This is a genomic window from Acinetobacter pittii ANC 4050, assembly GCF_000399685.1.
Lineage (GTDB): Bacteria > Pseudomonadota > Gammaproteobacteria > Pseudomonadales > Moraxellaceae > Acinetobacter > Acinetobacter pittii_E.
In genome coordinates this window covers 3,213,989-3,234,276 of the sequence record NZ_KB976987.1, presented here as the reverse complement: position 1 = coordinate 3,234,276, position 20,288 = coordinate 3,213,989, and the positions used below count along the sequence as shown (strand labels likewise).

General features: G+C 40.7%; 17 protein-coding genes and 1 riboswitch. Of the genes, 3 read left to right on the top strand and 14 right to left on the bottom strand.

What is annotated here, in order from left to right:
* Positions 1 to 19: 19 nt before the first annotated feature.
* The 5 genes from F931_RS18910 to F931_RS18890 all read right to left on the bottom strand — a co-directional run bounded on the left by F931_RS18910 (position 20) and on the right by F931_RS18890 (position 6,899).
* Positions 20 to 595, bottom strand: coding sequence for a TMEM165/GDT1 family protein (locus F931_RS18910; RefSeq protein ID WP_025470424.1), 576 nt, complete (start codon positions 593 to 595; stop codon positions 20 to 22).
* Positions 596 to 610: 15 nt separating this feature from the next.
* Positions 611 to 796, bottom strand: a riboswitch (yybP-ykoY riboswitch).
* A 28-nt stretch (positions 797 to 824) separates the two neighbouring features.
* Positions 825 to 1,103 (bottom strand): hypothetical protein, encoded by a 279-nt coding sequence (locus F931_RS18905; protein WP_016142760.1) that lies wholly within the window; start codon positions 1,101 to 1,103, stop codon positions 825 to 827.
* Between the two features lie 148 nt (positions 1,104 to 1,251).
* Complete coding sequence (aceF, locus tag F931_RS18900; RefSeq protein ID WP_016142759.1) at positions 1,252 to 3,237, bottom strand: 2-oxo acid dehydrogenase subunit E2; 1,986 nt, start codon at positions 3,235 to 3,237, stop codon at positions 1,252 to 1,254.
* Positions 3,238 to 3,239: 2 nt separating this feature from the next.
* Positions 3,240 to 5,957 carry a pyruvate dehydrogenase (acetyl-transferring), homodimeric type gene (gene aceE / locus F931_RS18895; protein ID WP_016142758.1) on the bottom strand — a complete coding sequence of 906 codons (2,718 nt, stop codon included), beginning with the start codon at positions 5,955 to 5,957 and terminating at the stop codon, positions 3,240 to 3,242.
* Positions 5,958 to 6,206: 249 nt separating this feature from the next.
* A complete protein-coding gene (locus F931_RS18890) occupies positions 6,207 to 6,899 on the bottom strand; it encodes a M23 family metallopeptidase (protein WP_016142757.1) in 693 nt (230 codons plus the stop codon).
* 100 nt (positions 6,900 to 6,999) lie between these two features.
* On the opposite strand from F931_RS18890, the gene F931_RS18885 reads away from it, so the two are divergent.
* A complete protein-coding gene (locus F931_RS18885) occupies positions 7,000 to 7,446 on the top strand; it encodes a DciA family protein (protein ID WP_079284272.1) in 447 nt (148 codons plus the stop codon).
* Positions 7,447 to 7,543: 97 nt separating this feature from the next.
* Here the strand turns inward: F931_RS18885 and lpxC are convergent, their stop codons facing one another.
* The 8 genes from lpxC to gshB form a co-directional block, all read right to left on the bottom strand.
* Positions 7,544 to 8,446 carry a UDP-3-O-acyl-N-acetylglucosamine deacetylase gene (gene lpxC / locus F931_RS18880; protein WP_016142755.1) on the bottom strand — a complete coding sequence of 301 codons (903 nt, stop codon included), beginning with the start codon at positions 8,444 to 8,446 and terminating at the stop codon, positions 7,544 to 7,546.
* A gap of 110 nt (positions 8,447 to 8,556) precedes the next feature.
* On the bottom strand, positions 8,557 to 9,732 hold the full coding sequence (ftsZ, locus tag F931_RS18875) for a cell division protein FtsZ (protein WP_016142754.1): 1,176 nt from the start codon (positions 9,730 to 9,732) through the stop codon (positions 8,557 to 8,559).
* A gap of 164 nt (positions 9,733 to 9,896) precedes the next feature.
* Entirely contained in the window at positions 9,897 to 11,159 is a 1,263-nt protein-coding gene (ftsA, locus tag F931_RS18870; RefSeq protein WP_002122057.1) for a cell division protein FtsA, read from the bottom strand.
* Between the two features lie 60 nt (positions 11,160 to 11,219).
* Positions 11,220 to 12,074, bottom strand: coding sequence for a cell division protein FtsQ/DivIB (gene ftsQ, locus F931_RS18865; RefSeq protein WP_016142753.1), 855 nt, complete (start codon positions 12,072 to 12,074; stop codon positions 11,220 to 11,222).
* A 2-nt stretch (positions 12,075 to 12,076) separates the two neighbouring features.
* Positions 12,077 to 13,003 (bottom strand): D-alanine--D-alanine ligase, encoded by a 927-nt coding sequence (gene ddlB, locus F931_RS18860; protein ID WP_002121862.1) that lies wholly within the window; start codon positions 13,001 to 13,003, stop codon positions 12,077 to 12,079.
* A gap of 37 nt (positions 13,004 to 13,040) precedes the next feature.
* Positions 13,041 to 14,489, bottom strand: a complete 1,449-nt coding sequence (murC, locus tag F931_RS18855; RefSeq protein ID WP_016142752.1) for a UDP-N-acetylmuramate--L-alanine ligase — start codon at positions 14,487 to 14,489, stop codon at positions 13,041 to 13,043.
* Between the two features lie 11 nt (positions 14,490 to 14,500).
* The gene (murG, locus tag F931_RS18850) at positions 14,501 to 15,598 is read right to left on the bottom strand and encodes an undecaprenyldiphospho-muramoylpentapeptide beta-N-acetylglucosaminyltransferase (RefSeq protein ID WP_016142751.1); all 1,098 of its coding nucleotides are present in this window, start codon (positions 15,596 to 15,598) and stop codon (positions 14,501 to 14,503) included.
* A 237-nt stretch (positions 15,599 to 15,835) separates the two neighbouring features.
* On the bottom strand, positions 15,836 to 16,780 hold the full coding sequence (gene gshB, locus F931_RS18845) for a glutathione synthase (protein ID WP_016142750.1): 945 nt from the start codon (positions 16,778 to 16,780) through the stop codon (positions 15,836 to 15,838).
* Positions 16,781 to 16,940: 160 nt separating this feature from the next.
* Here gshB and F931_RS18840 point away from each other — a divergent pair, with 160 nt between their 5' ends.
* Positions 16,941 to 17,153 (top strand): DUF1737 domain-containing protein, encoded by a 213-nt coding sequence (locus tag F931_RS18840; protein ID WP_002122004.1) that lies wholly within the window; start codon positions 16,941 to 16,943, stop codon positions 17,151 to 17,153.
* A 230-nt stretch (positions 17,154 to 17,383) separates the two neighbouring features.
* Positions 17,384 to 19,570 (top strand): TonB-dependent receptor, encoded by a 2,187-nt coding sequence (locus F931_RS18835; RefSeq protein WP_016142749.1) that lies wholly within the window; start codon positions 17,384 to 17,386, stop codon positions 19,568 to 19,570.
* A gap of 50 nt (positions 19,571 to 19,620) precedes the next feature.
* Here the strand turns inward: F931_RS18835 and pyrE are convergent, their stop codons facing one another.
* On the bottom strand, positions 19,621 to 20,271 hold the full coding sequence (gene pyrE, locus F931_RS18830) for an orotate phosphoribosyltransferase (protein ID WP_005300604.1): 651 nt from the start codon (positions 20,269 to 20,271) through the stop codon (positions 19,621 to 19,623).
* Positions 20,272 to 20,288: the final 17 nt, after the last annotated feature.

Sequence of the window (20,288 nt, the reverse complement as noted above, 5' to 3'; positions counted from 1 at the left end):
TATACAAGTTTAAAATTCCTTAGAAAAAATAATGTTGTACCAACGTAGAGATACCAACAATTAAGAAAATAACAGCCCCAATTTTATGAATTAGCGAAATAGATAAACGTTCCGCTAATTTATTACCAATAAACACAGCTGGCGCATTGGCAATCATCATCCCTAAAGTTGTACCCAACATCACCAAAAAAATGCTGTCGTAGCGAGCAGCCAAAGCCACTGTTGCAATTTGGGTTTTATCACCAATTTCAGCTAAGAAAAACAGGATAAAGGTTGCACCAAAAACACCAAATTTTTGCCATTTATTAATACTTGCTGTTTCATCATCCAGCTCATCCGGAATAAGCATCCAGAACGCCATACCAATAAAGCCAGCTGCAAGTACCCAGACTAAAATTTCGGGACTCAGCACGGTTGTAATCCACTGTCCAAGTACAGCAGAAATACCATGGTTGATTAGAGTTGCTAAAAGAATCGCAATGAGAATAGGGATTGGCTTACGAAAACGTGCAGACAGTAAAAGGGCCAATAGTTGCGTTTTATCGCCCATTTCAGCGAGGGCAACAATTGAGGTAGAAATCAGAAATTCTTGCATGTCGTTTCTCTGGCTAGCATAAATGCCCATGACCTACCCCTCCTGCTAGCCAAATATCTGCAGAGTGGTAAATCAAAGGTCTTGCCAACTCGGAAACGATGAGACGTTTAAGCTATGATGACCATGTTCTGTTGAACAATTATGTTGATCATCACCTATTCATTCAGAAATGAATAGCGGCTACTCCCCAATGAAGTATGTGCTCATTATATTCGAGCAATTCTATTTTTCAAATAAAAAATTTTATCCATGCCCAAACCAACAATCGACCTAAACCCAATAGCAAAGCTAAACAAATACTTAAGTTAATAAATCCGAAATTATTAATACCAGTTACGTGCTGTGATTGAAATTCAAATGGCAAAATAAGCATGGCCACAAACACTTCCAAACCCATGGCAACATAGGTCATCCATTCCCAAGGAAAGTGTAAAACACTCACCCATACCCCCATCAATAAAAATACAATCAATAGGATGGGTACCATGATTTTTAAAAAACCCGTCATTTAGTATTTCTCCTTTGCTTAATAACGAGAAATTTCTCCTTTCTCTCGATCATTCAATACTGGGCTTTAGATTAACCTAAAATCAATTAAATTAAATATCAAAATAAAACCCCGCCGAAGCGAGGTTTTAATGATTCATTTCAAAATATTAGATCAATAAAGTACGAATATCTTTAAGCAGTTTCGTAAGTTTATTAGTAAAGCGAGCAGCATCTGCACCATTAATCACACGGTGGTCATAAGACAACGACAATGGCAACATTAAGCGTGGGTCAAAGTCTTTACCATTCCAAACAGGCTGCATTGTTGCAGGTGAAATACCTAAAATTGCAACTTGTGGCCAGTTCACAAGTGGTGTAAATGCTGTACCACCTATTGCGCCCAAACTTGAAATGGTGAAATTCGCACCTTGTAAGTCTTTTGGTGTTAATTTCTTATCACGTGCTTTTTGACCTAACACACCCAATTCAACTGCAATTTGCTTAATTGATTTTTGGTCTGGGTTACGAAGTACTGGCACAGTTAAACCATCAGGTGTTGCTACCGCAATTCCCATATGGATTTCATTGCGCAAGAGCACTGATTTACCGTCATCAGATAGATGGCCTGCGAACTCACGCTCTTCTTTCAACAAATGCGCAACCGCTTTGATAATGAATGCCATAATCGTCAGGCTGATACCTTCTTTTTTGAAGTTACCTTTTAGCTCATTACGCCAATCTTCTAACTCAGTAATATCAGCAAGGTCAAACTGAGTTACCTGTGGAATAAAGTTGTTCAACGACAATTGCGGAATTGATACTTGCTGCAAACGCGTCAGTACTTTTTCTTCTACACCACCAAACGCAGTAAAGTCAGGAAGTTTTGGTAAGCCCGAAACCGCTGGGGCAGCCGCAGCAACTGGTGCAGCTTGTGGCGCAGTTAAACGACTCTTCACATACGCAAAGATATCTTCTTTAACAACACGACCATGTTCACCAGAAGTTTTAACTTGAGATAAAACTACACCAAGCTCACGAGCAAGCTTACGCACAGCAGGGCCTGCATAAACTTTAGCGTTTTCAGCTTCTTGTTCTTTGGTTAATTTATCATTACCAGAAGAGGCTGGAGCAGATACTGCTTGAGTCGGAGCAGGAGCCGCCGCTTTAGGCGCTGCTGCCTGTGGAACTGGAGCTGCTTCTGCTTTTGCTGCTGGTGCAGCAGCAGGTGCTTGGCCTTCAGCTTCAATTGTTGCGAGCAATACACCTTGTGAAACTTGTTGGCCTGCTTGCAAGTGAATTGCTTTCACAATACCCGCAACAGTACTTGGAACTTCCACAGTTGCTTTATCTGACTCAACAACAACAAGACTTTGATCTACATCAACCTTGTCACCAACCTGAACCAAGATTTCAGCAACAACGGCTTTATCTACACCCAAATCAGGAACATTAATATCAACTGGTCCAGATTGAGTAGCAGTCGATGCTACAGTTTCTTGCTGAGCCGGTGCAGGTGCAGCCGCCGGAGCTGCTGTTGTAGGAGCAGATTCAGCCGGTGCACTAGATGCAGACGTTGTTTTCACTTGAATGAGAACCACGCCTTCTTTAACTGTATCGCCTTCTTTAACTTGAATGCTTTCTACAGTACCCGCAACACTGCTTGGTACTTCTACAGTTGCTTTGTCAGACTCAACCACAACGATGCTTTGTTCAACATCGATTTGCTCACCAACTTTTACTAAAATTTCACCAACAAGTGCTTTTTCAACACCAATATCGGGAACTTGAACTTCAACCACTTGGCTAGTGGTTGCAGTTGCTGGTTGAGCAGCACTTGGAGACTGTTGTGCCGCTGCTGGCGCTGCAGTTTGTTCAGCTGCTGGTGCAGGTTTTGGAGCGTCTTCTGCTTGAGCTGCAGGTGCAGCTCCCTCAGCTTCAAGTTCAAGCAATACCGTACCTTCAGTTACGCTATCACCTTCTTTGATTAAGATGCTTTTTACTACACCTGCTGAAGTGCTAGGCACTTCAACAGAGGCTTTATCTGACTCAAGCAAAACAAGGCTGTCATTTTCGGCAATGCTGTCGCCAACTTTTACTAAAATTTCAGCGACAACTGCTTTATCTACACCAATATCAGGGGTCTTAATTTGCATGCTTAGTTCCCCTCACCTGTTTGCGTTTCATGATATTCAGCAACTGCCTGAACTTCTGGATGCGCTTGAGGAGCCCATGCCACAGGACGATCAGTATCTAACTCAAAGTTAGAAATTGCGTCTTTAACCAAACGTGCATCTACTTCACCTTCGTCAGCTAATTTTTTCAAAGTAGCAACAACGATATGTGCAGCATCAACACCAAAGAAACTACGTAAGTTAGCACGTGTATCTGAACGACCGTATCCATCTGTACCTAATGCAACAAATGGACGACCATCTGGAAGATAAGCACGGATTTGTTCGCTATAAGCACGCATATGGTCAGTTGCTGAAACAACGATACCTTCTGTACCACGTAACTGTTTAGATACCCATGATTCTTTCACTTCTTCAGAAAGTGGGTGTAAACGGTTGTATTCTTCACATGCCATACCATCACGTGACAACTCATTGAAGCTTGTTACACTCCAAACGTTTGAATTGATTTGGTATTCATCACGTAAGATTTTCGCAGCTTTGATTACTTCACGAAGAATCACACCTGAACCAAGCAATTGGACAGTTGCTTTTTCATCTTTTTCGAACAAGTACATACCACGTTTAATGCCTTCCTCAGCGCCTTCAGGCATTGCAGGATGCTCGTAGTTTTCGTTCATTACAGTTAAGTAGTAGAACACACGCTCTTGGTTCACATACATACGTTTTAAACCGTCATGTACGATTACAGCCAACTCATAACCAAAACATGGATCATAAGATACACAGTTTGGAATCGTGTTCGCCAAGATATGCGAATGACCATCTTGGTGCTGTAAACCTTCACCATTCAATGTTGTACGACCAGCAGTCGCACCTAACAAGAAACCTTGAGCTTGCGCATCACCAGCTGCCCATGCAATGTCACCAATACGTTGGAAACCAAACATTGAGTAATACATGTACATTGGAATCATTGGCAAGTTATTTGTTGAATAACTTGTTGCCAACGCAGCCCATGCACTCATCGCACCAGCTTCGTTAATCCCTTCTTGAAGCATGTGACCGTCACTTGCTTCACGGTAATGCATTAACTGTTCTTGGTCTTCTGGGGTATATTTTTGACCGTGAGCGGCATAGATACCGAGCTGACGGAACATACCCTCTAGACCGAAAGTACGTGCTTCATCTGGAACAATTGGTACTACGCGGTCTTTAATCGCTTTTTCTTTGAGTAAAGAAGCAATTAAACGAACCATCACCATAGTAGTAGACTGTTCTTTACCACCTGAACCATTTAATACAGCATCAAATACAGATAATTCAGGAATCGCTAAAGTTTCACTCTCACGACGACGTGCAGGTAGGTAGCCACCTAATGCTTCACGACGCGCCTTCATATACTTCATTTCTGGAGAGTTTTCACTTGGGCGATAGAATGGAAGCTCTTCTAACTTATCGTCTGTAAATGGAAGGTTGAAACGGTCACGCACATATTTCAAAGAGTCGATCTGCATTTTTTTGATTTGGTGAGTTTTGTTCACCGCTTCAATTTCTTCAGACAAACCGTAACCTTTAACAGTTTTCGCAAGAATAACTGTTGGTTGACCTTTGGCTTTCATTGCTTCTGCATATGCAGCAAAAACTTTGTAAGGGTCGTGACCACCACGGTTAAGATTATCGATGTCTTCATCGCTTAAATCTTTTACAAGTTCCGCAGCTTCTGGGTACTTGCCAAAGAATTTCTCACGTGTATATGCACCACCTTTTACTTGGTAGCGTTGGTACTCACCATCAACTGTTTCTTCCATTACCGCTTTTAAAGCGCCTGAGGTGTCTTTTGCAAGAAGTGGGTCCCAATGACGGCCCCATACAACTTTAATTACACGCCAGCCCGCACCACGGAATAAAGATTCTAACTCTTGAATGATTTTACCGTTACCACGTACAGGACCATCTAGACGCTGTAAGTTACAGTTAACAACCCAAATAAGGTTATCAAGCTTTTCACGGCCAGCAAGCGAAATCGCACCAGTACTTTCTGGCTCGTCCATCTCACCATCGCCAAGATAAGCCCAAACTTTACGGTCTTCTTCTTTGATCAAGCCACGGTTCATCAAATATTTTTGAATGTGGGCTTGATAAATCGACATGATTGGACCAAGACCCATTGATACGGTTGGGAATTGCCAATAGTCAGGCATTAAATATGGATGTGGATAGCTTGGTAAACCGTTACCGCCAACTTCACGGCGGAAATTACTTAACTGTTCTTCAGTTAAACGTCCTTCAAGGAATGAACGTGCATAAATACCAGGAGCACAGTGTCCTTGGTAATAAATCATATCTCCGCCAAAGTTATTGCTGTTTGCGCGGAAGAAATGGTTAAAACCTACGTCATATAATGTTGCACTTGATGCGAAGCTCGCCAAGTGTCCACCTAAATCATCACCTGTTTTATTCGCACGAAGTACCATTGCTAAGGCATTCCAACGAATCAATGCACGAATACGGCGTTCCATATCTTGGTCGCCTGGCATTGCAGGTTGTTCTTCAACAGAAATTGTATTTAAGTAAGGTGTATTGAGACGTTGAATTGGAACATGCTTAGCAATTGCTTGTTGGTAAAGTTTTTCCAACAAGAATGCCGCTCGTTCAGTTCCCATATGTTGTAAAACTGAATCGAATGCATCTTGCCATTCTTGGGTTTCTTGTGCGTCGGAGTCACCGTAAAACGCCATAATTCACCTGTTCCTTGTTCTCTAATCTACTTTGTATTTTTACCACGTTTTACCCCTTTCAAGTTATTGCCTCGGGTGAATGTGAGGGGGCTCTATTATTTTCTGAATGAATAGTCATTGACCGAGCATTAAACAAAATAACAAAAAAACGCCAATAATGGCGTTTTTTTATACAATCTTTACGTTAAAAAAGGTTTAGCTTAGTTTTAGATTCATAAATTTAATAACCTTACCTTTTTAACTATGCTTTTATGGAAGCATCGCTAAGTAAGTTGTTGGGTTCTTACGTTGTCCATCTTTTACTACTTCATAATGTAAATGTGGGCCAGTACAACGACCTGTACAACCTACATTAGCAATATGCTCGCCTGCTGACACTTGGTCGCCTACACGAACCATTAAACGTGAAGCATGAGCATAACGTGTTAAGTAACCATTGCCATGGTTAATTTCAACATATTGACCATAGCCAGTGCCCCAACCAGATTTAGTCACGATACCTGGACCTGTCGCATAGATTGGTGTGCCACTTGGAGCAGCCATATCTAAACCACCATGATGTTCTGCACGGCCACCCATGGTGCGACCACCAAAGTTTGAAGAAACTCGTACAGTATCAGGAAGAGGATGAGAAACTAACCAAGAGTAAGAATTTGAAGAAGAAGCATTAAAAGAATTCTTTGCAGTCGCATTACCGTACTTCTTTGCAAGCGACTCATTGTTGAGTTCAACTGTTTTTTGGCGTAAGGTCACTGAAACTTTCGCACTCGCCGGAAGATCTAAATCGTCAGGATGAGTATATGAACCTTGAGATAATGTTTTTGATAGCTGTTCCAATCGATCTGAGTCAGTAGATTGGTTAATTGTTTGATAATCTGCAAAAGCAACTGATGCTGCCGAAGCGGCAAGTGAAAACGCTAATAAAATACGACGCGTGTGCATAAAAACCTCTTGAAACTGTTCTTACTCAAGTTCCTTATGATCTCTTCCTTGATATCGATTGAAATGAACGCTTAAGATTAAGACAAGAATCCATCCGAGAATGAACATGTCTAAACCCGATAACGTTTTTCAACAAACCGGAAAACACATAAAAACAGGAAACCTTACGTTTCTAACAACGCAAGTCGCGCAATGGCAAAGACTTACGAAAATTATCCAACCCTTATTGCCCCAACCGGAACAATGGCAGGTCGTGTGTTATCAAAATGGTTCTTTAATCATTACTGGTGAAAATCAAGCGATGATCAGTCAACTCAGTTACTTACAGAACCAATATGTATCTAAATTATCTCAGCTTGAAGGGTTAAAAGACTTACAAAGAATTCAGGTTCGATTGAGAAATAAAAATATTCCCAATGCACCCTCATCTGAGCCATCTAAACCCATCCCCCCGGAAACACAAGAAATGTTACGTAGTGCAGCCGACTTCGTGAGCGACCCTAAGCTTAGCCAAGCTTTACTACGTTTGGCAAGCAATAAAAAATGATCAGCTTTCTATATCTTAATTAGAATCGTTCTTGTTATGTGATTATAATCACACTTTTAAATGTTACATTATAACGTAGCCAAGTAAAGACAATGACTTATGTCACGCTGACATATGGAATTGGACACTGATTCTCGTCATCAAATGTTACAATTTCATAATTACTCGGATCACTTTGAACATTGCGTAACAGCTGATTATTTAAAGCATGTCCTGATTTATACCCATCAAACTTGGCAATAATTTGATGACCAAGCAAATACAAATCACCTACTGCATCTAAAATCTTATGTCTGACAAATTCATCGGCGAAGCGTAAGCCTTCTTCATTGACGACCCCTGTATCATCTACACCAATTGCATTATCCAAACTTGCGCCTAGCGCTAAATTGTTTGCTTTCAGGTAGTCTAGGTCTTTCATGAAACCAAACGTACGTGCTTCACTAACTTCATAAACAAAAGTTTCTGTCGAAAAGTCGATCGTTGCAGATTGATATTCTTTTGCAAATGCAGGATGGTCAAAATCGATTGTGAAATTTAATTGAAAACCATTATGCGGGGTAAAAATTGCTTTTTTATCATCGATGAGTGCTTCAACTGGTTTTAATATTTTTATAAATTTTTTCGGTGCATCCAGTTCACGCAATCCACCTTGCATTAAAAGATAAATAAATGGACCAGCACTTCCGTCCATAATCGGAACTTCGGACGCAGATACTTCAACAATCAGGTTATCAATTCCTAAACCTGCAATTGCGCTCATTACATGCTCAATTGTTCCCACTTTTATATCTCCAGTGACTAAATTGGAGCACATAAAAGCTTCTTGAATCAATAATGCATTGGCAGGGATATCAACCGGTGGATCCAAATCGATACGGCGAAATACAATACCTCCATCCACGGTATGTGGAATGAAATTGATCATCACTTTTTGACCGCTATGAAGACCTATTCCACTCGCTTTTACCACACGACTGAGAGTACGTTGTTTCACCATGCTTTGTAACTTCTTTTTTAAAACCGCTATACGTTAGCATATTTAGTCATTGATCAAAAATAAAAAAAGGCAGTGTTTAAACACTGCCTTTCATTAAATCTAACGATTATTTACTTACGTTGCTGATTTTTCAAGTAATCTTGAATACTCATTGGAGAAGAACGCGGAGTAGAACTTGCTGCGCTACTGACTTCATTATCAGCATTTTGACGTTTATTGATTGCAGGAACATCATCTTCATCAACAGATTGAGCTGATTGAGTTGATGCATGGCTTACCGTATTACGCTTTCTCGGTTCAGCATCTGCTGCATTACGAGTTAAACCAGTTGCAATCACTGTTACACGTAATTCATCACGTGCATCTGGGTCAAATACTGTACCGTAGAAGATTTCGCCTTCATCAAGGTCAACAATCTGGTTCACCACATCAGTAATGATTTCTGTTTCACGTAACGTAATATCATCACCACCCGTAATGTTAATTAACACGCCTTTGGCATTAATAATATTAACATTATCAAGTAATGGACTACGGATCGCTTGTTCAGCAGCTTGACGCGCACGGTCTTCACCACGACCTAAACCAGCACCCATCATTGCGTAACCGCGCGTACTCATTGCAGTTTTCAAATCGGCGAAGTCAAGGTTAATGTGACCCCGGTTAACAACCAAGTCAAAAATACTACGTACAGCGTTTAACAATACATCATCAGCTTTTTTGTAAGCATCTTTCATTGAAATATCGCCATATACGCTCAATAAGCGTTGGTTAGGGATAATAATCAATGAATCGACATGTGCTTCAAGTGCTTCAATACCGCGTTCAGCAGATTTTAAACGGCGACGGCCTTCAAAGTTAAATGGAGTTGTAACTACACCAACAGTCAAAATACCCATTTCTTTGGCAACTTCAGCCACAACAGGCGCTGCACCAGTACCTGTACCACCACCCATACCAGCGGTAACGAAAACCATATCGGTACCTTCAAGGTGATGACGAATAATTTCACGGCTTTCTTCTGCTGCAACTTGCCCTACTTCAGGGTTAGCACCAGCACCTAGACCACGTGTACTTTGCTCGCCTAACTGAATTTTAAAAGGTGCATTCATACAGTCCAGTGCTTGTTTGTCTGTATTGGCACAAACGAATTTAACACCTTGAATATCAGACTGCACCATATGTTGAACGGCATTACCGCCACCACCACCTACACCAAATACAGTGAAACGGGCTTGACCGTTGCCATCGTTTAGTTCATCTTCTATAAATTCAAATGAGGCCATGACCTTTAGGGTTCCTAATACATTATGGCAGTCACTTCAGCCCGTATACTGCCTTGATTTTCAAAAATAACTAATTTTAAGAATGCTGTGCAATACCAACCTTGTCAAGTACAGCGGTTTTCTCTTACAACTTCCTAACAATTCTACCAATAAATACATACATCCTAAAAAATGGCTTTTAACTTGCTATTAAACGCATTCCAGCCATTTACCATTCGTTCCCATACCGAACGGTCATTTGCCTCTTCAGGCTCTTCAACAGCATCTTGCAACTCACTTTGGCTAAACATGAGTAAACCAGCTGCTGTTGCATACATAGAACGACGTAAGGCTGCTTGATGTTGATCATCAGCATAAACCTGTAACGGTGGATTACCCAAATGTGCGGATACACCCAACATACGACGAGCTAAACTCACCATACCTTCTATTTGACAAGCATCCCCTGTCAATACTACACCATGGTATAAACCATGAATTGCACCGCTTTGTTCGAGTTCATCGCGAATCTGGCTAAAGATCTCTTCATAACGAGCAATAATAATTTCTGACAACTCAATCCGGCTAATAGTTTGAGGGCCATCAATCCCTTCTACTTGAATCATGTGATCTGGCTTAACAGCACTTAAATCGACACAACCATGTAGAATTTTAATTCGTTCAGCTTCTTCTGTCGTAGTTTGCAGTACAGCGGCAATATCACGTGTGACATGCTCACCACCACGTTGCAATGTACGCGCTAACGCTAAACGTCCATCAAGATAAACTGCAAGATTGGTAATGCCTGCGCCAATATCAACGAGACAAACACCGTACTCTTTTTCATCTTTCAGCAAGCTTGCCTCAGCGGTTGCCAGACAAGACACCACCATTTTTTCAACCCCGATATTTGCGCCTTTCATCGCACGATCAAGGTTTTGCATAGTCGCTATAGGCATCATCATTAACTGATAATGTCCAGTCATACTATGGGCAGTCATATTAATTGGATTCTGAACCCATTCAGCAGAATCACCTAATTCAAAGCCTAGCGGTACTGCACTTGCTAAATAGTAATCAGAAGTCACATGACTTGCTTTTGCCAATTCTAACGCGCGCACAACTTCATTTGTTGTAATCACATGTGCTGGATTAGATACTGGTGTGCGACCAGAGGCATAAAAACTTTGCAACTCGGTACTCGGAATAGATACCCATGCGCTATGAATGCGACATTCGGCCATATTTTCCGCTTCCGCAACAGCATTTTTAATCGCAGCAATGACTTTATCGAGGCTTACAATTTTTCCTTTATTCATGCCTCGATTGCGAGCAGTTGCCATACCGATAACTTGAATGTTATCCGGCGCATGAATTTTTCCAATCAAAACTGAAACTTTATGCGTCCCAATGTCAATCGCAACAACTGAGGGAACAGCTTCACTCATCACTCATACCATTTCTTTGTTGTTTAATACCAGGCAAATTGCCTATTTTAAAGCCACGTATTATGGCTTTGCTTTTGTTCCACCTGCAATGCTTGTGTCATCAATCGTTACAACAAACTGACCATTCACAATTTTAGGTGGTGTTGCGTTCTTCCATTGAATAGATAATCCATTACGATATCGCAAATCAATGGCTGAGATTTTCGGCCACACCTGTTTTAAGTCAGATTGTGCCAAATGACTTAAACGTTGCAACTTATTCATTGTTTGATCTTGGTCAACAATAATGCGTAAACCAGAGTCAAACTGCATAAACCAAGTCATTCGCTCAGTCAGATATAACTCTTTTAAGCGTAAATTGACAGGATGGAATAATTGATTAATTTCATTATAGCGTCGCATCATCATTTTTGACTGACTTACCGGCCCATGAAGCAATGGAAGTTCAGGATGAATTGTTGGCTCCGCCTCACTAAACACATCGCCTCCATCGCTTAACAAGCGACCTGTTCCCCAACGGGCGATAGCATGTCGAGGCATGACACGAACACGAATACCATTGGGCCAAGCACGAGATACAACAACTCGGTCTACCCATGAAATTTCTAATGTTTTGTCACGAACCTGCTCTAAATCAGATGTGAAATAATTTGCTTTTATAATTGGAGCAACATGTTGCATCACTTGTTGTGTTTCAACCGATGAGGCTGAACCAACAACTTCTAGTTTTGCAACTTTTGCATCTGTAATAACTTTATATAACCCATAAACTCCGACTGCCAGCACTACAAAAGCAATAACCAACAGCACCCATCCACCAGCATTCGCAAGTTTCTGCTTACGTGTAGGTGGTTTATCATGAATAGAGGTGATGGCCGCACGTTTACGGCGCATGGAAGCCGGAAGTTGTGCCATATTTAAGCCGTACCTTCCAATGTTTGCTCAAGAATTGCCACACACAATTCATCAAAGCTATAACCAACAGCCTTAGCAGCTTTTGGAACTAAAGAGTGGCTGGTCATACCTGGTACAGTATTTACTTCTAAAAGCCAGAAATTACCTTGCTCATCCTGCATTGCATCAATACGACCCCAGCCTTCTGCACCAACAGCCTGAAAAGCACGTAAACACAATGCTTGTAGGTTTTTCTCTTCAGTCTCACTGAGACCACAAGGGATCCCATACTCGACATCATTACGTTGATATTTCGCTTCATAGTCGTAGAAAGCAACATCTGCTGGTGGCTGCAAACGAATAACCGGCAATGGCTGTCCATTTAGGAAAGAAATTGTGAATTCACGACCAGTGATCCATTTTTCGGCCATCACCACAGCATCGTGCTGAGTCGCTTTTTCAATTGCAGCAGCAAAGTCTTCTGCTTTCTCAACCTTACTCATGCCCACACTTGAACCTTCATGTACAGGTTTGATAATGACAGGTAAGCCCAACTCAGCAATCACCGCATCTAAATCTGTTTCTTTCGTAATAATGCGATATGGCGCTGTAGGTAAATCACTACCTTGCCAGATTTGCTTGGTTTTAACTTTATCCATGCCAATAGCAGAACCTTGTACACCGGTTCCTGTATAAGGCAGATTTAACCATTCAAGAACACCTTGAATCTGGCCATCTTCACCGCCGCGACCATGCAATACAATAAATGCACGATCATAATTTACAAGTTCAGTCACACTGCGGTCTTGCGGATCAAATGCTTCAGCCTGAACACCTGAACGTAACAAAGCGTCCAAAACTGCCTGACCACTATCTAAAGACACAGCACGCTCAGCCGATTTCCCACCAAATAACACGGCAACTTTGCCGAATTTTGTAGCATTTGACACGTTTAAATCCTTAACCCGATAATTCAATACTTTTTGTTTATTTCACATACAAATGGTGTTGTGCAAGTTCTACTGAAATTGCTCCCACGTTACCCGCACCTTGCGTTAATAACAAGTCATTTGGTTGTAACACATTTTGCATGATGTTTTGCAAATTACCTTCAACCGGATCGACCAAAATCGGCTCTACTTGTCCACGTAAACGAATACTACGCGCCAAAGTACGGCTATCTGCACCCACAATAGGTTTTTCACCAGCAGGATAAACTTCCAATAATAATAATTGATCGACTTGAGAGAGCACTTCAATGAAGTCATCAAAACAATCGCGAGTACGAGAGTAACGATGTGGCTGGAACAACATAACCAAACGACGATCCGGATGGCTTTGACGAGCAGCTTTAATGGTTGCTTCTACTTCTTTCGGATGGTGTCCATAGTCATCAACCAACTTAACGTTGCCATCAGCAAGTTCAAACTCACCTTGTACTTGGAAGCGGCGACCTACACCACTAAATCCTTCTAATGCACGGCTAATTGCATCATCAGAAACACCTTCATCCGTTGCAACACCAATTGCTGCCAAGGCATTTAAAATATTATGCAAACCCGGTTGATTAATCGTTAGACGTAATGGTTCACGGCCTTTACGCAACACAGTAAAGTGCGAGCGCATACCATCTTGTTCAATATCAATTGCACGAATGTCGTTATCTTCATTAAAACCATAAGTAATGACCGGACGGCCTACACGCGGCAAAATCTCACGAATATTGGCATCATCACCACATACTACAGCTAAACCATAAAATGGTAAGTTATGAAGGAACTGTACAAATGTATCTTTTAATTTATCAAAGCTACCTTCATAGGTATCCATATGGTCAGCATCAATGTTCGTTACAATCGCTGCCATTGGTTGCAAATAAAGGAAAGATGCGTCTGACTCATCAGCTTCAGCTACGATGAAACGACTTTCACCTAATGCTGCATTTACGCCTGTACTGTTAAGTAAACCACCAATAACGTAAGTGGGATCAAGGTTTTCTTCAGCCAACATCGTCGTCAAAAGACTTGTAGTTGTGGTTTTACCATGTGTACCTGCTACAGCAATACCATGACGATAACGCATAAGTTCGCCTAGCATCTCTGCACGACGTACAATTGGAATACGCTGTTCAATCGCAGCTTTAATTTCCGGATTTTCCGGATCAATTGCTGTAGAAACTACAAGCACATTGGCATTTTTAATATTTTCCGGTTGATGGCCAATATAAACCTTGATGCCATTATTCTCTAATTGTTCTGTAGTTTTAGACGCTTTAATGTCTGAACCGGAAATTTTATAGCCTTGGTTACCCAAAACCTCTGCAATGCCACACATCCCAGCGCCACCGATCCCCACAAAATGAATGTGTTTGATACGGCGCATTTCAGGCACTTTAATCAGTTTTTTTGCTTGGTTCGCAGCTGTTGATGGAGACATAGTAAATCCGATTACATTTTTTGGATAAGATCAACCACATGCTGAGTCGCATTTGGTTGGGCATGTTGACGCGCTTTCACTGCCATTTCGGTAAGTAATTGGCGGTTCATCAGCGAAGTGAACAATTCATTTAAAATATCTGGTGTCATGGTCGATTGCTGGCAAATTTTCGCAGCGCCGACATCAGCCAGAAATTTGGCATTTGCAGTTTGGTGGTCATCAACCGCGATAGGAAGTGGTACAAAAACTGCGGCCACACCTGCTGTTGCAACTTCTGTCACCGTGAGTGCTCCAGCTCGGCAAATAATTAAATCCGCCTCACTATAAGCCTTTGCCATATCTTCAATAAAAGGCAAAACTTGAACAGTTAAATGAGCTGGTGCATCTGCATAAAGTGCTTGAGTTGCCTCAACTTGTTGCTGGCCACACTGGTGAAAAATATTGAGTGGAACTTGTAATTGTTTTAATGCTGGAGGTAAGCGTTCGTTGAGTGCTTTAGCACCTAAAGAACCGCCAACAATTAGAATATTTAGAGGTTTACCCGCTTGCTCACGCTCATCATAGCGCCACTTTGGGCTTAAAATATCCGTGATTTCACGACGCACAGGATTTCCTGTGGTTACGACTTTTCCACCAGCAGGAAAGGTATTTGGAAATGCTTCGCACACCACTTTAGCAACGCGAGATAACTGCGCATTGGTAAAACCTGCAACTGCATTTTGCTCATGAATAAGTACAGGAATACCTAACAAACGTGCGGCTAAACCACCCGGCCCCGCCACATAACCACCAAAGCCTGCAACTGCATCAACTTTAAGCTGTTTCATATAGCGCATTGCGCTCAAAGTGGCTTTTAAAATTTTAAAAGGTGCAGCAATTTTACGGACTAATCCATTACCACGAACCCCTTGAATATCAATTTGATATATTGGAATATTTTGATCTTTTAACAACCGATTTTCCATACCTGTTGGCGTGGCTAACCATGAAACCTGACAACCTTGTTGTTGAAGTTGCTTGGCTACGGCGAGGGCTGGAAAAACATGTCCACCTGTACCGGCAGCCATCATCATGACATGTTTGGGTTTGCTTTGCTGTGAATCGGTCACGGTCTAATTCTTCAACTCAAAAAACAATGGAAATTGTCATCTATTTTTGTAGCCGTTTATTTTAATCCTAAAGCTTCATTAACGAAAAGCGAATTTCACTCGTTTATAACAGAAAGATGTGCTTTTTTGAAAATATGCCTACAAAGCTGTGGTGTATTTAGTATTGTTATTTTATTAATTCATATATTTTCAGGTGATTTCCCATAAATACCTTAGAAAACCACCTGAAATAACGAGTTAAGCTGAACGACCAGCTTCTAATACATCAAATAAATTGTCTGCAATTGATGTACCAAATTGAGCATCAATTTCACGAATACAGGTTGGGCTAGTAACATTAATTTCAGTGACATAATTACCAATTACATCTAAACCAACAAAAACCAAACCTTTTTCGCGTAAGAAAGGACCAATTTTAGCTGCGATCAACTTATCGTTTTCAGTAAGGGGACGCGCTTGGCCTAAACCACCTGCCGCCAAGTTACCGCGTACTTCACCATTTTGTGGTATACGAGCCAAACAATAAGGAATAGGCTCACCGTTTACCATTAAAATACGCTTATCCCCTTCTACAATTTCAGGAATATAACGCTGTGCCATAATTGGGCGTGTACCTAGCTCTGTCAGCATTTCCAAGGTAGAACCAATATTTACACCGTCTTGGTATAAACGGAAAATACCCATACCACCCATACCATCAAGTGGCTTAACAATGACATCGCCATGCTCTTTAATAAATTCACGGATTAAACTTTGTTGCGATGTTACAAGTGTAGGTACTTGTAGTTCTGGAAATTGCGTTGCAAACAATTTTTCGTTGCAATCACGCAGTGACTGAGGCTTATTAATAATCCATGAACCTTCGCGCTCAGCTTGCTCAAGCACATAAGTTGTATAGACAAAATTCATGTCAAACGGTGGATCTTTACGCATGAGCACAACATCATAAGCTGCGATAGACTCTTTTTTCTTTTCGCCTAGCTCATAGTAATGATTGTAGTCTTCAAAAACTTTTAACGGTGAGATTAGGCCGTACGCCTTACCCTGATCAATATATAAATCTTGCTGTAATGCATAACCTAATTCATGGCCACGACGGCTCGCCGCCCACAACATTGCCATGGTTGAATCCTTTTTAAGGTTTACGGTTTCAATCGGATCCATGACGACAAGTACACGCATGCTCAAGCTCTTCTTAAAATTTAAATTAGCATGAGTATAACTGAGATTTTTCACTGGTTTTTCTTAATTTCAGTAAAACCTTATCGGTTATTTCTTTATCTTGAGCAAAGGTAAATTCGGTTAAACTATATTCATAAAATATTATTTTTAAAGGCTAAAGATGAAACTTTATCGCTATTTAACAGGCCCAGATGACTCTGCTTTTTGTGCACGAGTCACTAAAGCACTGAATCATGGTTGGGAATTATATGAAGCGCCAACTATGACCTTTAATGGCACGCATGTGATTGTTGGACAAGCAATTTGTAAAACGATTGATGAAAATTATGATCCAGAAATGGATATTTTAGATGTTCTCAAAAATAATGCGTAATTCTAAGGGGAGCTTTAATCGGTAAAAAGCTCCCCTTTCAAAAATCAATTAACAAGAAAAACTAATGAGTTAACTCATATTATCCGTTTAATTCCCCAATCATCTTTCTAAAAAACAGTTACTAAACAATAAATATGTCATTTTTTAAGGCAATATTTCTTTTATTCTAAACAATTAAATGATTATAATTATCATTTATACTTTTATTTTTGTTAATTGATTTTATTTTTATGTTAAGAATTTCTTTATCATCTCCCCAAATTAAGGGTTCATTCCCGCTCAGCTTACTCAGTTTAATGATCTTAAATAGTCAAGGTGCCTATGCAGAAGATGTAACTGACTCATCAAAAGTTGCAGCTACCATGCCCACCATAAAAATTGAAGCCATGAGTGAGCTCGACCCGATTAAAAGTTATATCGATTATGACAAGGCCAATGTCACACGTAATGGTTTAGACAAAAAAGATATTCCTCAAACCGTTGATACCATTGATGTACAGAAATATAAAATTTATGGATCGAATGATTTAAGTGTGATGCTGCAAGGTACGCCAGGCGTATCAACCAGTTACGATATGCGCGGTGATGGCATTACGATTCGTGGTTTTGGTGCTGATACAGGCGATATTTACCGTGATGGTATACGTGAAAGCGGACAAGTACGCCGTAGTACAGCCAATATCGAGCGTATAGAAATTTTAAAAGGCCCCGCTTCTGTTTTATATGGTCGTAGCGCTGGTGGTGGGGTGGTGAATATGGTGAGTAAGTTTGCCAATTTTGACTCTAAAAGTTCAGTTGGCGCATATGCGGGTTCATATGATAACTACGGAACAACCGCTGACATCAACCAAGTCATTAATGACAATTTAGCAGTCCGTTTAACGGGAGAATATGGCGAGACAGGCAGCTTCCGCTCTGGTATTGAAAATAAGATTGAAATGTTTTCACCAAGTTTCACTTATAAAAATGACGATGGAACACTCACTTGGACCACGCAATATACTTATGACAAATTAGGGCGTGTACCTGATCGCGGACCATCACATGACATTCTGCCTGCGGGAACTACAATCAAAACAGGATTTGCCCAAGACGGCGATTATGTTGATGATATTTTGCAAGTGGTCCGTAGCGATGTGAATTATCAATATGCGCCTGATTGGAACTTCCACTGGGCAGCAAGTTACCGACAAGCAGAACAGAACTTTGACCACTTTTATTTTGGAACTTATTGTGGGTTAGATGGAAAAAACTCAAAGAATGAGTCTTGTACTAAAAAAGGTTACATCGACCAAATTTACTACTGGCAACAAACCAGCAATAAGACCACCACCAATACATTTGATATTAAGGGCAAGTTCAAAACAGGCCAGCTTGAACATCAAATTATGGTGGGTACAGACTGGACTTATGAACAACGAGAACCACGTCTAGCCAATAAAACTCAAAATGGGTCAGCCATTTATGGTTACGTTAATCCAATCACTGGTGAACGTGAATATAGTCGTGGCAATGGCCCATTAAAAATTAGTCAGCATAACTATAATGAAGGCACCACTTACGGCGTATTTATTCAAGATTTAATTGGTCTAAATGACCAACTTAAACTGATGATGGGTGTCCGCTACGATTACTTCGATTTTTCAACCACCAACAAGTTAACGAATGAACACCGTAATGTAAAAGATGGTAGCTTTAGCCCTAATGTTGGTTTGGTATGGCAACCGCTTCCTGAATATAGCTTTTACACGTCTTATTCTAAGAGCTTTGCACCATTTGGCGGACAAATGGGTGTTAACCAAGTCACTGGAAGCACCGATGTCACAAAAATGGATAAAGAACCTCAATATAACGAGCAATACGAAGTTGGGGTAAAAAGTGAATGGTTAGATAATCGTTTAAATACTCAACTTTCTGTCTTTGATATTCGTAAAAATAATATCCGCTATAAACCAAAACCTAATGAAGAACCAGAAGTATGGGCAACTGCGGGTCAGCATCAATCCCGTGGTCTTGAATTTAGTTTTATTGGCCGTGTACTTGATAATGTCTTTGTCCGTGGTGGTTATGGCTACACAGATGCAAAAGTAAAAGAAGACAAACAAAAGCCTGAACAAGAAGGCAATTATTTAGCCAACACATCTAAAAATACGGGTAATTTATTTGTTCGTTATTTACCAACCGAGCAGTGGTATACAGAGGTGGGGGTAACCTATGTCGGGTCTTATTATCCAAATATTAATAATCAAGTAAAAATGGAAGGCTTTAACCGTGTCGATGCGGCGATTGGCTATAGTGCTGATCCATGGAATGTCACACTTGCGGTAAATAACTTAACCAATAAAGAGTACTGGCGCTCAGATAGCATGCCAGGCACACCACGTAATGTGTTATTGCGTTTAAATTATCAATTTTAAGTAAATATTAAAAAAGGCATACCCCTATTTAGAGGTATGCCTTTTTATTTTTAGATGCCGTATTTTTCACGATAAGCTTGCATATTAGCTAGCGCTTCTTTTTCGCCTTTCGCTTCTAAATAATCCATCAAATCTTTCATGGTAATTAGGGCGTGCACAGGAATTTCTAATTCTTTTTGAACTTCTTGAATTGCAGAAAGCTCACCTTGACCGCGTTCTTGACGATCTAATGCCACCAAAACGCCCGCAATAGTTGCGCCAGCATTTTTCAAAATCGTTACAACTTCACGAATCGCTGTACCCGCGGTAATCACGTCATCAATAATCCAGACTTTTTTACCTTCAACCGCAGCACCAACTAAAACACCGCCTTCGCCATGATCTTTCGCTTCTTTACGGTTAAAGCCCCATGGCACACTTTTGTTATGTACTTGCGACAAAGCTACAGCAGTCGCTGCTACAAATGGGATACCTTTGTAAGCTGGTCCAAAAATCACATCAACATTTTGGCATTGTGTTAATTTATCAGCATAGCCTTGCGCTAAAAGAGATAAAGCTTCACCATCGTTGAGTAGGCCTGCATTAAAAAAATAAGGACTCACGCGTCCAGATTTTAAAGTAAACTCACCAAATTTAAGCACACCGCGTGATAATGCGAGTTCGATAAATGCTTGCGGGTGAAATGACACAGGCGTTGTCATGAGGTGCTCCAAATTCA

Excerpts from the sequence above, each read along its gene's own strand:
- F931_RS18910 (WP_025470424.1), bottom strand. The coding sequence starts at position 595 with ATGCAAGAATTTCTGATTTCTACCTCAATTGTTGCCCTCGCTGAAATG.
- F931_RS18905 (WP_016142760.1), bottom strand. The coding sequence starts at position 1,103 with ATGACGGGTTTTTTAAAAATCATGGTACCCATCCTATTGATTGTATTT.
- aceF (WP_016142759.1), bottom strand. The coding sequence starts at position 3,237 with ATGCAAATTAAGACCCCTGATATTGGTGTAGATAAAGCAGTTGTCGCT.
- aceE (WP_016142758.1), bottom strand. The coding sequence starts at position 5,957 with ATGGCGTTTTACGGTGACTCCGACGCACAAGAAACCCAAGAATGGCAA.
- F931_RS18890 (WP_016142757.1), bottom strand. The coding sequence starts at position 6,899 with ATGCACACGCGTCGTATTTTATTAGCGTTTTCACTTGCCGCTTCGGCA.
- F931_RS18885 (WP_079284272.1), top strand. The coding sequence starts at position 7,000 with ATGAACATGTCTAAACCCGATAACGTTTTTCAACAAACCGGAAAACAC.
- lpxC (WP_016142755.1), bottom strand. The coding sequence starts at position 8,446 with ATGGTGAAACAACGTACTCTCAGTCGTGTGGTAAAAGCGAGTGGAATA.
- ftsZ (WP_016142754.1), bottom strand. The coding sequence starts at position 9,732 with ATGGCCTCATTTGAATTTATAGAAGATGAACTAAACGATGGCAACGGT.
- ftsA (WP_002122057.1), bottom strand. The coding sequence starts at position 11,159 with ATGAGTGAAGCTGTTCCCTCAGTTGTTGCGATTGACATTGGGACGCAT.
- ftsQ (WP_016142753.1), bottom strand. The coding sequence starts at position 12,074 with ATGGCACAACTTCCGGCTTCCATGCGCCGTAAACGTGCGGCCATCACC.
- murC (WP_016142752.1), bottom strand. The coding sequence starts at position 14,489 with ATGTCTCCATCAACAGCTGCGAACCAAGCAAAAAAACTGATTAAAGTG.
- gshB (WP_016142750.1), bottom strand. The coding sequence starts at position 16,780 with ATGCGTGTACTTGTCGTCATGGATCCGATTGAAACCGTAAACCTTAAA.
- F931_RS18840 (WP_002122004.1), top strand. The coding sequence starts at position 16,941 with ATGAAACTTTATCGCTATTTAACAGGCCCAGATGACTCTGCTTTTTGT.
- F931_RS18835 (WP_016142749.1), top strand. The coding sequence starts at position 17,384 with ATGTTAAGAATTTCTTTATCATCTCCCCAAATTAAGGGTTCATTCCCG.
- pyrE (WP_005300604.1), bottom strand. The coding sequence starts at position 20,271 with ATGACAACGCCTGTGTCATTTCACCCGCAAGCATTTATCGAACTCGCA.